This is a genomic window from Pseudomonas sp. SK (assembly GCF_012975065.1).
In the GTDB taxonomy this organism is placed as follows: Bacteria; Pseudomonadota; Gammaproteobacteria; order Pseudomonadales; family Pseudomonadaceae; genus Aquipseudomonas; species Aquipseudomonas anuradhapurensis.
Window position 1 is genome coordinate 3,145,672 of sequence record NZ_CP051857.1, and the last position, 13,425, is coordinate 3,159,096.

A 13,425-nucleotide genomic window follows, 5' to 3' on the forward strand; every position below is an offset into this window, starting at 1 on the left:
GCTTGCCGGAGAGCCGCCCGCCAGAAAGCCCGGGCGTCAGTCAAACTCGAAGGACGGGTTGCAATGACCGGCTTCAGTCGGGTAGGTGCCGTCAGGGCAGGGTGTGCTTGGCACGCCAATGCTGCGGATGGTCCGGCGCCGGGCTTCAGGCTGCTCGGTAGACGCTGCAGTTGTTTCGCTGACAGCAGTATCCGCATCTTCAGGCTCGTTGCCATGGGCTACCTGAACCAGGCCTGCGGCGGCCAGCAAGATTATGAATGCAATCTTTTTCATAGGGTCTCCGGAATGAGATCAAAGGGGGGTTGCGCAGCAGATCCTATGTTCCGCCCAGTCTGGATGGCTTTAGCCAGATTCCCCGCGAATCAATCAGAAACCCGCACCTGCCTTGTGGGAACGATCGAGGCAGCAGTCATAGTCCCAAGGCAATCGCCGCGTCACCGAACCCCGCTAGCGCAGTTGCAGCGCTCAGATGCCGCCACCCGCCAACAATTGCGTCATCACTTCGGCCAGGGCCTTGACCATGACATCCGCGGTCGGCCGGTGGACGATGACGATTTCGTAGCTGTCGACCTCCGGCAGCCCCTGGCCTGCCCCCAGCACCCGGTGCTCGCCGGTCGCCGCCCGCGGTGGCAGCAGGCTGATGCCCATGCCGTCGGCCACCGCAGCCTGGATGCCGCTGAGGCTCGAGCTGGTGAAGCTGATGCGCCAGCGGCGGCCGATGCCCTCGATGGCGTTGATCATATCGTCGCGGTACAGGCCCCGTGGCGGGAAGGTCACCAGCGGGATCGGGTCCAGCTCGAAGGCCGGCGTGCGCGCGCTGTCGATCCATTGCAGGCGCTCCGGCCAGCAAGCCACGCCCTCGCGGGCGTTGCGCCGCTGCTTGAGCAGCACCAAGTCGAGTTCACCGTTGTCGTAGGCCTGGCTGAGGTCGCGGCACAGGCCGCTGGTCACTTCCAGCTTTACCTGCGGGTTGCGCCTGCTGAATGCCGACAGCGCGTTGGTGGTGCGCCCGCCGACGAAGTCCTCGGGCACCCCCAGGCGTACGGTCACCCCGACCATCGCCCCGGCCAGGGCTTCGAGCATCTGGTCGTTCAGGGCCAGCATGTGCCGGGCATAGCCGAGCAAGGTCTGCCCGGCGTCGGTCGGCAACACATCCCGATTGCCCCGCACCAGCAGGCGATGGCCAACCATGTCCTCGAGGCGCCGCACTTTCTGGCTGATGGTCGATTGGGTCGAATGCAGGCGGGCCGCAGCCGTGGTGAAACTGCCACAATCGGCCACCACCACGATTGCACGCAGCAGGTCGAGGTCGAACAGCGCCCTATTCGATTTCACGCCAGTAGACATCCTGGTATTCAACTTTTGAATGGCAAGGCTGTTTTCTATCACGCCCCTCCCCGCACCGCAACGCGCACCACTAGTCGCCCAGTGCCACGCCTTCGCGCCGGGGGTCGGCACCGCCCGACCAGCCATCGCCGCTGCGCTGGATGATCTGCATGCCGCTGGTCATGGTCATCGGCGTCAGCGCATGCCCCCAGGCCGCCAGCTGGCGGATCAGCGCCGGGCTGGCCAGCCCCGCCTCCACTTCGGTGGCGGCATTGCGGCTACCGAAGTTGGGCAGGCCTGCGGCCTGCTGCGGGTCAAGCTGCCAATCCAGCAGGCCGACCAGCGCCTTGTTGACGTAACCGATGATCTGCGAGCCGCCGGGCGAGCCAAGGCTGGCCACCAGCTCGCCAGAGGCCCGCGAGAACACCAGGGTCGGCGCCATGGACGACAGCGGCCGCTTGCCCGGTTGCACCCGGTTGGCCACAGGCTTGCCCTGCTCCTGTGCAATGAACGAGAAGTCGGTCAGGTGATTGTTGAGCAGAAAGCCCTTGACCATCAGGTGCGCGCCGAACGCCGCTTCCACGGAAGTGGTCATGGCCAGCGCCTGGCCGTGGTCATCCACCGCGCTGAGGTGCGAGGTGGCAATGCGAAGTGGCGAGCGGTCGGGGGCCATCGCCAGGTCGGCGCCCTGCGGCTGGCCAGGGCGGGCGCGCTTCATGCTGTATTGGCCGACGTGTGCGGCGCGGGCGGCCAGATAGGCGGGGTCGGTCAAGGCCTTCACCGGGACCGGCACATAATCACTGTCGGCCAGGTACTGGGCACGGTCGGCATAGGCCAGGCGCTCGGCCTCGGCCACCAGGTGCACGGCCAACGCCGGCGCCTCCAGCCCGGCCGCAGATGAGCTGGGCAACGGCCGCATGGCGGCAAGGTCGCGTGACGGCGAAGCCCGCTGCAACGCTTCGAGAATGCCCAGGGTCTGCAGCACCGCCACCCCGCCCGACGACGGCGGTGGCATGCCGCAGATGCGCCAGGCCTTGTAGGGGCCGCAGACCGGCTCGCGCACCTTGGCCTGGTACTGCTGCAGGTCCTGCAACGACAGGTAGCCGCGGTTGGCATGGCTGCGCACCCTGGCCACCATGGCTTCGGCGATTGCGCCGGTGTAGAACGCCTCGGCGCCATGCGCGGCAATCTGCTCGAAGGTGTGCGCCAGTTCAGGGTTGCGCAAGGTCGTGCCGACCGCCAGCGGCTTGCCGTGCTCATCCAGGAAGTAGCGGGCCATGGCCGCTGACTGAGCAATGAACGGGTCGCTCGCCACCAGGGCATGAAGGCGTTCGGAAACCGGGAAACCGTTGCGCGCCAACCTGATCGCCGGGCTGAACAGCTCACGCCAGGGTAGCTTGCCGTGTTGCGCATGGGCCAGTTGCAACGCCCGCAGGACGCCGGGCACCCCCACCGAACGCCCGCCGATCTGCGCGGCCCGGAAGGGCATCGGTGAGCCGTCGGCTTGCAGGAACAGATTTTCCGACACCGCCGCCGGGGCCGTCTCGCGGCCATCGTAGGCCTGCACCCGCTGGCCGTCCCAGTACAGGATGAACGCCCCGCCACCAATACCACTGGATTGCGGCTCGACCAGGGTCAGCACCATCTGCATGGCGATGGCCGCGTCGATGGCGCTGCCACCGGCACGCAGCATCGCTCGCCCCGCCTCGCTGGCCAGTGGATTGGCGGCAGCCACCATGTGCCGGCTGGCGTGCACCGGCTGCAGGCCAGTGCGGTAGCCAGAGGCCAGTTCGGGTGGCGCGGGCAGCACCGGGTCGGCACAGGCCCAACCACTGGCAGCCAGCAGGCACAGGGTGCCCGTCAGGGACTTGTAGAATGTCATTGTTTGCTTCCTGCCATTAGCTGTTCAGCACGGCACTGTCGGGCATAGGCAAACTTGACTGCAAGCCCTGGCGTTTTTTTGCCTGCTGGCAATCAGGCGCGGGCTTCGCCCATGATCGCCGGCAAGCCAGCCACAGGGTTGCACTCAGGCCCTGCGGTTCACCCAGTACCTGGGTGGCAGCTGGCGTGCCGGCGACGAGGACAGACTGCCGGCACTGGGCTTCAGGCAACTTCCTCGAATGGCAGGCCGACATAGTTCTCGGCAATATTCACCAACCCCGCCGGCGAAGTCAGGAAGTATTCGCGGTCGGCCTCCTGCATCTTCTGGTCCCACGCGTCCTTGTGGTTGCCGAAATCATGCAGCAGCTGGGTCATGAACCAGCTGAAGCGTTCACCCTTCCACACCCGGCGCAGGGCCAGCGGCGAATATTGCTGCAGCAGGTCGGTGCGCCCCTCGCGATACACCTTGAGCAGGATGCGGTACAGGTAGTTGACGTCCGAGGCCGCCAGGTTCAGGCCCTTGGCCCCGGTCGGCGGGACGATGTGCGCGGCATCACCGACCAGGAACAGGCGACCGTACTGCATCGGCTCGACCACCAGGCTGCGCAGCGGCGCGATGCTCTTCTCCAGGGCTGGGCCAGTCACCAGGCGCGCCGCCACGTCTTCGGGCAGCCGCGCTTTGAGCTCGTTCCAGAAGCGCTCGTCGGACCACGCCTCCACCTGCTCGTCCAGCGGCACTTGCAGGTAGTAGCGGCTGCGGGTCGGCGAGCGCTGGCTGCACAGCACGAACCCGCGCGCGTGGTGCGCGTAGATCAGCTCGTGATTGACTGGCGGGGTATCGGCCAGCAGGCCCAGCCAGCCGAACGGGTAGACCCGCTCGTAGTGCTTCAGCACGCCGTCGGGAATGCTTTGCCGCGAGACGCCGTGGAAGCCGTCACAGCCGGCGATGTAGTCACAGTCCACCCGATGGACCTGGCCGTCCTTTTCGTACGTCAGGTAGGGCCGCTCGCCCTTGAGCTCATGCGGCTGGACATTGCTCGCCGCGTAGATGATCGGCGCCCCACTGGCCTCACGTGCCTGCATCAGGTCACGGGTGACTTCGGTCTGGCCGTACACCATCACCGTCTTGCCGCCGGTGAGGGCCTTGAGATCCAGGCGCTGGCGGCGCCCGCCGACCAGCAGCTCGACGCCTTCATGGACCAGGCCTTCGCGGTCCATGCGCGCGGCTACGCCGGCTTCGCGCAACAGATCGACCGTACCTTGCTCCAGCACGCCGGCACGGATGCGGCCCAGTACATATGCCGGGGTCTGACGTTCGACGATCAGCGTATCGATCCCGGCATTGTGCAGCAGCTGGCCGAGCAGCAGGCCAGACGGGCCTGCACCAATAATTGCAACCTGAGTGTTCATTGTTGTTGTCTCTGTGCGGACGATACCGGCCCCGGACTGGCAGCGGAGCGGCATCTGCTGTTAGGGTTTGCCTGTGCATTTTTACGGGCAAAAACCGCCACTGAAGTGTGCTATTCCATGCAAAAACTGCACTTTTACAAATAACGTTCGATTAACGGACAGGCGCTCCCGCATGAAATCTCCGCTCCCCGGTGTTCCGTTGTTCAAGCTGTACGGAGAAAACCAGGCTTGGCCCGGCACCGACCTGCTGCACTGCGAGTCGATCCCGGCGCGTAGCCGCCTGCACCACTGGGAAATCAAGCCGCACCAGCATGCCGAGCTGTTCCAGCTGCTGTACCTGCAGCGCGGCCGGGCCGAGGTGGAAATCGAGGGGCTACGCAGTACCATCGGCGAAGCGGCGATCCAGGTGGTGCCGCCGCTGACCGTGCATGGCTTTCGCTTCAGTGCCGACATCCAGGGGCATGTGCTGACCTTCGGTACGGCGCTGGTGGCGAACCTGGAACAGCGCCTGGAGGCACCACTGGCGGTGCTGGCGAAAGCGGCGTGTTATCCGCTGGGCCAGGACCGTGTACGCCTGCGCAGCCTGATCGACACCCTGCAGCAGGAGTACCAGGGCAACGCACCGGGACGCGCAGCACTGCTCGAGGCCCTGGTGACGGCGCTGATGGTGTGGATCAGCCGTCGTCAGCAGTCAGGGCAGGCACCGCGCAACCGGGATGAGCGGGACCGGCACTTGCTCGGGCAGTATCTGCGCCTGGTCGAGGCGCATTACCGCGAGCACCTGTCGGTGGAGGAGTTTGCCACCCGGCTGAACATTCCCAGCCTGCAACTGAACCAGCTGTGCCGGGCGCTGAGCGGGCAAACGGCGCTGCAGGTGGTGCACCAGCGGCTGCTGCTGGAGGCACGGCGCAACCTGGTCTATACGCGGATGAGCATCGGGCAATTGTCGGATAGCCTGGGGTTCACCGACCCGACCTACTTTGCCCGCTGGTTCAAGCGCTTGAGTGGGCAGACGCCCAATGGCTATCGGCGGGCGGTGCAGCTGGGCTGATTGGCTATCGCCGCTACAGCCGATAAACACACTCACCCTCTCTGCTTGACGTTTACGTCAAGCTGCGGTCAGGATACCCGCATACACCACGCCGAGCCCCAGCATGAGCACCCAGACCTACAGCATTTCCGACCTGTCCCGCGAGCTGGACATCACCACCCGCGCCATCCGCTTCTATGAAGAACAGGGCCTGCTGAGCCCTGAACGCCGTGGCCTGGAACGTATCTATTCGGCGCGCGACAAGGTCAGCCTGAAGCTCATCCTGCGCGGCAAGCGCATCGGCTTTTCGCTGGCCGAATGCCGTGAGCTGATCGAGCTGTACGACCCGTCCAGCGGCAACCTCAAGCAGCTCAACAGCATGTTGGCGAAAATCGCCGAGCGCCGCGCCCAGCTGGAACAGCAGATGCTCGACATCCACCAGATGCAACTGGAACTGGATACCGCCCAGGAGCGCTGCGAACAGGCCCTGGCCGCCACCCTGAACAACAAAGACAACCGCTGAAAGCCACAGGAAACCCGCCATGTCCTTGCCCAAACACGTCCGCCTGGTCGAAGTCGGCCCTCGCGACGGCCTGCAGAACGAAGCCCAGCCCATCAGCGTCGCCGACAAGGTACGCCTGGTGGATGACCTTACCGAGGCGGGCCTGGCCTACATCGAGGTGGGCAGTTTCGTCTCGCCCAAATGGGTGCCGCAGATGGCCGGTTCCGCAGAAGTGTTCGCCGGTATCCAGCAACGCCCGGGTGTCACCTATGCCGCGCTGGCGCCCAACCTGCGCGGTTTCGAAGATGCCCTGGCTGCCGGGGTAAAGGAAGTGGCGGTATTCGCCGCGGCTTCGGAAGCCTTCTCGCAGCGCAACATCAATTGCTCGATCAGCGACAGCCTCAAGCGCTTCGAGCCGATCATGGAAGCCGCCCGTCACCACGGCGTGCGTGTGCGGGGCTATGTTTCCTGCGTACTTGGCTGCCCCTATGAAGGCAAGGTCGATGCCGGCCAGGTCGCGCCGGTGGCTCGCGCCCTGTACGACATGGGCTGCTACGAGGTCTCGCTGGGCGATACCATCGGCACCGGCACCGCAGGTGATACCCGACGCCTGTTCGACACAGTGTCGGCACAAGTACCGCGCGAGCGGCTGGCCGGGCACTTCCACGACACCTACGGCCAGGCCTTGGCCAATGTGTATGCCAGCCTGCTCGAAGGCATCAGCGTGTTCGACAGCTCGGTCGCCGGGCTGGGCGGTTGCCCTTACGCCAAGGGCGCGACTGGCAACGTCGCCAGCGAAGATGTGGTGTACCTGCTGCAGGGGCTGGGCATCGAAACCGGCATCGACCTGCAGCGGCTGATCGCTGCCGGCCAGCGCATCAGCGCTGTGCTGGGCCGCGACAACGGGTCGCGGGTCGCACGCGCGTGCAGCGCACGATAGTCATACGGGTGTCACATCGATGTGGGTGAAGTGTTACCGCCGCCACGTTTCACAGCAAAAAATCGGGTAACAGGGAAACAAATCGGCAAAATCTCAGGCCAGGCGATTCCGATGAAAATCACTAAGTGATTGTTTTTGAAGGAATTTAAAAAGTTGGCACGCACCCTGCTATATCTCTGGCACAACAACAAAAAAAACGTGACACCCAATAAAAACAACAGGTAACGGCTCTGACATAACAAGAACAACACGGCAGAGGCGTAGCAAGCAGATTTTTTTGGAGTCGACACGCTTTTCAGGGGTACGCCCCGCGGTCTGGCACAGAACAATAAAACTACCTCAAGGTAGCGGCAGCCAGGTTCGGATCAGCCATGATGAAAGCAGGTCAGCGCTCAAAAAAATACGTTTGCTCTTGACCCCGAATGGGGGTCGCCCGCAACACCCGGACAGGCTGACAAAAACAACAACAGGCCGGTCCCAATAATAAAAATAGAGCAGGCAACAACGCTTTGAGGGGAGCTTCGGCTCCCCTCAGTGCTTCCTGCCCTCTTCCTCTTCCTCTTCCTGCTTTTTCTCATCCTGCCCTTCAAGCTTCTCTACCAGCAACGGCATCGTGCCCAGCACCAGCAGGGCCAGCACCGTGCTGATCAGTGCCGTGGCTTCGCGGCCCATGCCGGCGGCCGTGCCGATGGCGGCAGTCATCCATAACCCGGCGGCCGTCGTCAGGCCTTTGACATGGCTGGGGTCCTGGCCGTTACCTTTCAAGATGGTACCTGCACCAAGAAAGCCGATACCGGCGACGATACCCTGGATCACCCTGCTCAAGGCATCTTCCTCGGCTCCGGCCATGCTCGGCGCCAGCACGAACAGTGCCGCCCCCAGCGACACCAGCATATGCGTGCGCACGCCAGCCGACTTGCCCTTGTGTTCACGCTCGAAGCCCAGCACCGCACCGAGCAAGGCGGCCATCAGCAGGCGCACGAGTATCTGCGTGACTTCGCGGGCGTCGGTGATATCGGCGAATTCGGCCTGGATTGCTTGCCAGATGAGATCCATCGCGGTCGTTCCCATGCCTGAGCTTGGTGTTACCAGGCCCGCGGGTTCACCTGCGAAGAGGCCGGGCCTGGCATCTGCAATGATTGACCAGCATACCCAGGGCAAAGTGCCGCTGAACCTGCCGATGCAGCAACCGGCCCGATTCCGTGGTCCACCCTTTAACCGCTGCAGGAGGACCACCCCATGCCCGTTGAAATCGACCCAACCACCCGCCGCTGCACCCTCGTCGGCGAGGATCTGCGCATCGAAGGCGAAGGCCCGGCCATCGAGATCATCACCGATGAACAACTGCGCATGTCGGTAGCCCTGCTCGCCGGCCAGCGCGTGCCAATCACCGAGGCCGAGGCCGATGCGCTGACCGTCGCGGGTGCAGTGGATAGCCGCAGGCATCTGAAGGCCAGCGCGCCAGGCTCGGTAATCTAGGCCTCTGTACGAAAAGTCTTGAGACGCAGGTCAGGCAAGGCGAAAACAGCCGAGGAAGCGGAGTGTACTGGAGTACATGAGCATTCCGAGGCTGTTTTCAACGCAGCATGAACAAGTATCAAGGCTTTTCGTACAGAGCCTAGGGCCTGGCGGGGCAAGCCGGGCAATCTGATACGGTTTTTATCGTAAAATCTGAGCCTGTGCTGGTAACAGGCTCAAGGCCATAGTGTTCACGCCTGATCGAGGCCTGATGAGCACCGAGCCATGACCGATAGAATCCTTTGCACAGAGATCGCCACTGCCCCAGCCAGCCCCCAGCCACGACGCACCGACACCGGCATCCATACCCGCAGCTTCTCCGGGCGGTACCGCAACCTGCGCATCGGCTTCGCCGGCGCCCTGTTCTTGCTGTTTTTCGGCACGGCCTGGCTGGACTGGGACGGTCGCCAGGCCGTGCTCTGGGACCTGGGCAACAGCAAGTTCCACATTTTTGCCGCCACCTTCTGGCCGCAGGACTTCATCCTGTTGTCGGCGCTGCTGATCATCTGTGCCTTCGGCCTGTTCGCCATCACGGTGTACGCCGGCCGCGTGTGGTGCGGCTATAGCTGCCCGCAAAGCACCTGGACCTGGTTGTTCATGTGGTGCGAAAAGGTCACCGAGGGTGACCGCAACCAGCGCATCAAGCTGGCCGCCGCCCCCTGGAGCCTGAACAAACTGGGCCGCCGCGCGCTGAAGCACAGCCTGTGGTTGGCCATCGGCCTGCTCACCGGCCTGACCTTCGTCGGCTATTTCACCCCGATCCGCCCACTGGCCGCAGAGCTGTTCACCTTGCAACTGGGCGGTGTGGCGCTGTTCTGGGTACTTTTCTTCACCGCCGCCACCTACCTCAACGCCGGCCTGCTGCGCGAAGCGGTGTGCCTGCACATGTGCCCCTATGCCCGCTTCCAGAGCGTGATGTTCGACAAGGACACCCTGGCGGTCGCCTATGACCCGCGGCGTGGCGAGGCCCGTGGCGCGCGCAAGAAAGGCAGCGATGCCCGCGCGCAGGGCCTGGGTGATTGCATCGATTGCACCTTGTGCGTGCAGGTATGCCCCACCGGCATCGATATCCGTGACGGTTTGCAGATGGCTTGCATCGGTTGTGCCGCCTGCATCGACGCCTGTGACGCAGTCATGGACAAGATGGGCTACGCCCGTGGCCTGATCGGCTACAAGTCCGAACACAGCCTGCAAGGTGGCACCACCCATTGGTGGCGCCCGCGCCTGTTGGGCTATGCCGCCGCCCTGGGGGTGATGATTGCGGCACTGGTGCTGGCCTTGCACCTGCGGCCAATGGTATCGCTGGACGTGATCAAGGACCGCAGCCTGTTCCGCGAGAATGCCCTCGGCCAGATCGAGAACATCTATCTGCTCAAGGTCATCAACAAGACCGCCCGCCCGCAGCACTACGCGTTGCGCCTGCTGGATGCCGATGGCTTGCGCTTGCAGGGCAAGACCGCATTCACCCTCGCGGCCGGCGAAATGAGCGAACTGCCGGTGTCGGTGGCGCTGTTGACCGAGCGCCCGGCCAGCAGCTCGCAGACGCTGAGCTTCGAAATCAGCGAGCGCGACGATCCGGCCATCCGCAGTGTAGCCCTCAGCCGCTTCGTCGCACCGCTGAACCGTTGATCCCTTACACTGACCCCACCTTGCCTGCCAGGCTTCGACAGAAGGCCAGAATGAAACGCTACGAACGCTTTGCCGATGACATTGCCGAACTGATTCGCTCCGGGGTGCTGGGCCCCGGCCAGCGCGTGCCCTCGGTGCGCTATGCCAGCCAGACCCACGGGGTCAGCCCGTCCACCGTGTTCCAGGCCTACTACCTGCTGGAGCGGCGCGGCCTGATCCGCGCACGGCCGCGTTCGGGTTACTTCGTCAACGCCTACGCCCCACGCCAGTTCAGCGAGCCGCAGGCCTTGCAGCCGGTCAGCGAGTCCACCAGTGTCGACGTCAGCGCGCTGGTGTTCTCGATCCTCGACTCGATCAAGGACCCCAACACCGTGCCGTTCGGTTCGGCCTTCCCCAGCCCCGAGCTGTTCCCGCTGCAACGCCTGTCGCGTTCGCTGGCCAGCGCCAGCCGCAGCATGGACCCGCGCATGGTGGTCACCGACCTGTCGCCCGGCAACCCGCAGCTGCGCCGGCAGATCGCCTTGCGCTACATGGTCGGCGGGCTGATGTTGCCGATGGAAGAGTTGCTGATCACCAACGGCGCGCTGGAAGCACTGAACCTGTGCCTGCAGGCAGTCACCCAGCCCGGCGACCTGGTGGCCATCGAGGCACCGGCGTTCTACGCCTGCCTGCAGGTGCTGGAGCGGCTCAAGCTCAAGGCTGTGGAAATACCTGTGCATCCGCGCGAAGGCATGGACCTGGGCGTGCTGGCGCAGACCCTGGAAAAACACCCGGTCAAAGCCGTGTGGTGCATGACCAATTTCCAGAACCCGGTGGGTGCCAGCATGCCGGAAGCGAAAAAACAGGCACTGGTGGAGCTGCTGACGCGCCATCAGGTACCGTTGATCGAAGACGATGTGTATGCCGAGCTGTACTACGCCCAGCAGGCCCCCAAACCGGCCAAGGCTTTCGATACCCAGGGCCTGGTGATGCATTGTGGTTCGTTCGCCAAGAGCCTGGCACCGGGCTACCGTATCGGTTGGGTCGCCGCCGGGCGCTTTGCGCAAAAAATCGAGCGCCTGAAGCTGATGACCTCGCTGTGTGCATCGATGCCGGCCCAGGCAGCCATTGCCGACTACCTGCAGCATGGCGGCTACGACCGCCACCTGCGCAAGCTGCGTTATGCCCTGGAAGGCCAGCAGGCCAACATGCTGGCGGCCATCGCTCGGCATTTCCCGGCGCAGACGCGGGTCAGCCAGCCCTGCGGCGGTTACTTCCTGTGGCTGGAGCTGCCCGAACAGATGGATGCGCTGAAGCTGTTCCACATGGCCCTGGCCCAAGGCATCAGCATCGCTCCAGGGCCGATCTTCTCGCCCACCCGGCGTTTCGGCAACTGCATCCGCCTGAACTACGGCAGCCCCTGGCATGACGACGCCGAACGCGCCATGGAGACCCTGGGGCGGATCATTCGTTCGTTCTGATGGCTGATGACCCGGTAGGCGACTATAGTTGCCCGATCCGCTCACCGGGACTTCGCCATGCAACCAGATTCACTCCCGTCGTTGGCGCAGCTGCAGGCGCGTGTCGCCGAACTGGAGGCTCGCCTGGCCGAGCGTGACGACGGCGCCCTGGCCCACAACCGCTTGCTGGGCGAATTGCTCGACAACAGCCGGGCCAACGTGTTTGCCGCCGACCGCAAGTTGCGCCTGGTGGCGATCAACCGGACGGCCCGGGAAACCTTCGAGCGTTATCGTGGCTTTGTGCCGCAGATTGGCGACTACGTGCCGCAGTTTCTGCTTAACCAACCCGACCTCATGGGCCGCCTGGCACCGGTGTGGCCACGGGTGCTGGCCGGTGAAGCGTTCATCGATACCATTACCCTCGGGCCGCCTGACGCCCCGCGCCATTACGAAATCCGCTACCACCCGTGGCGCGACGCTGAGCAGCGGATCCAGGGCGGCTACATGTTCGCCTATGACATCACCGAGCGCATGGCCAACCAGGAGCGCCTGCGCCAGGCCGAGGAAGCACTGCGCCACTCGCAGAAAATGGAAGCCGTCGGCCAGTTGACCGGGGGCATTGCACACGACTTCAACAACCTGCTGGGCAGCTTGCTGGGCTCGTTGGAACTCGCCGGGCAACGCCTGGGCCAGCAGCGCCTCGCTGACACCGCGCGGATGCTCGAACTCAGTCGCAACAACGTCTTGCGCGCCACTGCCCTGGTGCAGCACCTGCTGGCTTTTTCACGCCAGCAGACCCTCGTGCCGCAAGCCGTCGATGTGCACCAGCTGATTGCCGACATGCACGACCTGATCCGCAGCTCGACCGGCCCGCACATCGAGTTCCAGGACCAGACGCTGGCCGAGCAATGGCCGATCCGTATCGACCCGCAGCAGCTGGAAAGCGTCTTGCTCAACCTGTGCATCAACGCCCGTGACGCCATGCCACGCGGCGGTAACCTGCGCATCAGCTGTGCAAACGTCGATGTCGCAGCGGCCGAGGCCAAGCGCCTGGACCTGCCGCCAGGCCACTATCTGCACATTGCTGTCGAGGACAACGGCCTGGGCATGCCCAGTGCGGTACTGCAGCGCGCCCTCGAACCGTTCTTCACCACCAAGCCACTGGGCCAGGGGACCGGCCTGGGCTTGTCGATGGCCTATGGCTTTGCTCGCCAGTCTGGTGGGCAGTTGCTGATCGACAGCATTGCCGGGCAAGGCACCTGCGTTCATCTGTACTTTCCCCGGCACCAACGCCCAGGTGTTGCGGACAGCCCGCTGGCTGGCGCAGCCCATGGCGAATCCGCAGGCCCACGCGGGCAGCGCATCATGCTGGTAGAGGACCAGCCGGCGCTGCGCCTGGTGCTGGTCGAGGTGCTGACCGAACTGGGCCACGAGGTACAGGCCCTGGAGGATGGTCGACAGGCCGTCGAGGCGATGCGCCAGAGCCCACCGCCAGACTTGCTGGTCGCGGATATCGGCCTGCCCGGAGGAACCGACGGCTATCAGCTGGCAGAGATTTATCAGAAGCTTGTGAAAGACGCCCCGGTACTGCTGATTACCGGTTACGAAATGACCGATGCACTACCCGAGGCCGGGCTTGGCCAGCGCACCGCCCTGTTGGCCAAGCCGTTCACCCTGCAAACCCTTGGCGAACGGATTGGCCAGCTGCTGGGCCCCCACGCGCAGCCGCGCTGAACGCTATTCGGCGGCG

General features: G+C 64.3%; 12 protein-coding genes. 7 read left to right on the forward strand and 5 right to left on the reverse strand.

The features are described 5' to 3' along the window. Nucleotides 1-36 precede the first annotated feature (36 nt). From HG549_RS14480 to pobA, 4 genes are all read right to left on the reverse strand, one after another. Nucleotides 37-273 carry a hypothetical protein gene (locus HG549_RS14480; protein WP_170030192.1) on the reverse strand — a complete coding sequence of 79 codons (237 nt, stop codon included), beginning with the start codon at nucleotides 271-273 and terminating at the stop codon, nucleotides 37-39. A 192-nt stretch (nucleotides 274-465) separates the two neighbouring features. Beyond that, a complete protein-coding gene (locus tag HG549_RS14485) occupies nucleotides 466-1,347 on the reverse strand; it encodes a LysR substrate-binding domain-containing protein (protein ID WP_170030193.1) in 882 nt (293 codons plus the stop codon). Between the two features lie 70 nt (nucleotides 1,348-1,417). Continuing rightward, nucleotides 1,418-3,208, reverse strand: coding sequence for a gamma-glutamyltransferase (gene ggt, locus HG549_RS14490; protein ID WP_170030194.1), 1,791 nt, complete (start codon nucleotides 3,206-3,208; stop codon nucleotides 1,418-1,420). Nucleotides 3,209-3,429: 221 nt separating this feature from the next. Then, nucleotides 3,430-4,617, reverse strand: coding sequence for a 4-hydroxybenzoate 3-monooxygenase (gene pobA, locus HG549_RS14495; protein ID WP_170030195.1), 1,188 nt, complete (start codon nucleotides 4,615-4,617; stop codon nucleotides 3,430-3,432). Nucleotides 4,618-4,789: 172 nt separating this feature from the next. Between pobA and HG549_RS14500 the strand changes: the two genes are divergently transcribed. The 3 genes from HG549_RS14500 (at nucleotide 4,790) to HG549_RS14510 (ending at nucleotide 7,089) form a co-directional block, all read left to right on the forward strand. Further along, nucleotides 4,790-5,668 (forward strand): helix-turn-helix domain-containing protein, encoded by an 879-nt coding sequence (locus HG549_RS14500; protein ID WP_170030196.1) that lies wholly within the window; start codon nucleotides 4,790-4,792, stop codon nucleotides 5,666-5,668. A 103-nt stretch (nucleotides 5,669-5,771) separates the two neighbouring features. Next, the gene (locus HG549_RS14505) at nucleotides 5,772-6,170 is read left to right on the forward strand and encodes a MerR family DNA-binding transcriptional regulator (RefSeq protein ID WP_013972930.1); all 399 of its coding nucleotides are present in this window, start codon (nucleotides 5,772-5,774) and stop codon (nucleotides 6,168-6,170) included. Nucleotides 6,171-6,189: 19 nt separating this feature from the next. Then, nucleotides 6,190-7,089 (forward strand): hydroxymethylglutaryl-CoA lyase, encoded by a 900-nt coding sequence (locus tag HG549_RS14510; protein ID WP_170030197.1) that lies wholly within the window; start codon nucleotides 6,190-6,192, stop codon nucleotides 7,087-7,089. 531 nt (nucleotides 7,090-7,620) lie between these two features. Here HG549_RS14510 and HG549_RS14515 read toward each other — a convergent pair. Further along, entirely contained in the window at nucleotides 7,621-8,145 is a 525-nt protein-coding gene (locus HG549_RS14515; RefSeq protein WP_170030198.1) for an MgtC/SapB family protein, read from the reverse strand. Between the two features lie 183 nt (nucleotides 8,146-8,328). Here HG549_RS14515 and HG549_RS14520 point away from each other — a divergent pair, with 183 nt between their 5' ends. The 4 genes from HG549_RS14520 (at nucleotide 8,329) to HG549_RS14535 (ending at nucleotide 13,409) form a co-directional block, all read left to right on the forward strand. Next, a complete protein-coding gene (locus HG549_RS14520; protein ID WP_170030199.1) occupies nucleotides 8,329-8,568 on the forward strand; it encodes a DUF3203 family protein in 240 nt (79 codons plus the stop codon). A gap of 264 nt (nucleotides 8,569-8,832) precedes the next feature. Further along, nucleotides 8,833-10,236 (forward strand): cytochrome c oxidase accessory protein CcoG, encoded by a 1,404-nt coding sequence (ccoG, locus tag HG549_RS14525; RefSeq protein ID WP_170030200.1) that lies wholly within the window; start codon nucleotides 8,833-8,835, stop codon nucleotides 10,234-10,236. Between the two features lie 50 nt (nucleotides 10,237-10,286). Then, nucleotides 10,287-11,696, forward strand: a complete 1,410-nt coding sequence (mapR, locus tag HG549_RS14530) for a GntR family transcriptional regulator MpaR (RefSeq protein ID WP_170030201.1) — start codon at nucleotides 10,287-10,289, stop codon at nucleotides 11,694-11,696. Nucleotides 11,697-11,753: 57 nt separating this feature from the next. Next, the gene (locus HG549_RS14535) at nucleotides 11,754-13,409 is read left to right on the forward strand and encodes a PAS domain-containing sensor histidine kinase (protein WP_170030202.1); all 1,656 of its coding nucleotides are present in this window, start codon (nucleotides 11,754-11,756) and stop codon (nucleotides 13,407-13,409) included. Nucleotides 13,410-13,425 lie beyond the last annotated feature (16 nt).

Coding starts and splice junctions, on each gene's coding strand:
- HG549_RS14520 (WP_170030199.1), top strand. CDS start 8,329: ATGCCCGTTGAAATCGACCCAACCACCCGCCGCTGCACCCTCGTCGGC.
- HG549_RS14535 (WP_170030202.1), top strand. CDS start 11,754: ATGCAACCAGATTCACTCCCGTCGTTGGCGCAGCTGCAGGCGCGTGTC.
- mapR (WP_170030201.1), top strand. CDS start 10,287: ATGAAACGCTACGAACGCTTTGCCGATGACATTGCCGAACTGATTCGC.
- pobA (WP_170030195.1), bottom strand. CDS start 4,617: ATGAACACTCAGGTTGCAATTATTGGTGCAGGCCCGTCTGGCCTGCTG.
- HG549_RS14500 (WP_170030196.1), top strand. CDS start 4,790: ATGAAATCTCCGCTCCCCGGTGTTCCGTTGTTCAAGCTGTACGGAGAA.
- HG549_RS14505 (WP_013972930.1), top strand. CDS start 5,772: ATGAGCACCCAGACCTACAGCATTTCCGACCTGTCCCGCGAGCTGGAC.
- HG549_RS14515 (WP_170030198.1), bottom strand. CDS start 8,145: ATGGATCTCATCTGGCAAGCAATCCAGGCCGAATTCGCCGATATCACC.
- HG549_RS14485 (WP_170030193.1), bottom strand. CDS start 1,347: ATGTCTACTGGCGTGAAATCGAATAGGGCGCTGTTCGACCTCGACCTG.
- ggt (WP_170030194.1), bottom strand. CDS start 3,208: ATGACATTCTACAAGTCCCTGACGGGCACCCTGTGCCTGCTGGCTGCC.
- HG549_RS14480 (WP_170030192.1), bottom strand. CDS start 273: ATGAAAAAGATTGCATTCATAATCTTGCTGGCCGCCGCAGGCCTGGTT.
- ccoG (WP_170030200.1), top strand. CDS start 8,833: ATGACCGATAGAATCCTTTGCACAGAGATCGCCACTGCCCCAGCCAGC.
- HG549_RS14510 (WP_170030197.1), top strand. CDS start 6,190: ATGTCCTTGCCCAAACACGTCCGCCTGGTCGAAGTCGGCCCTCGCGAC.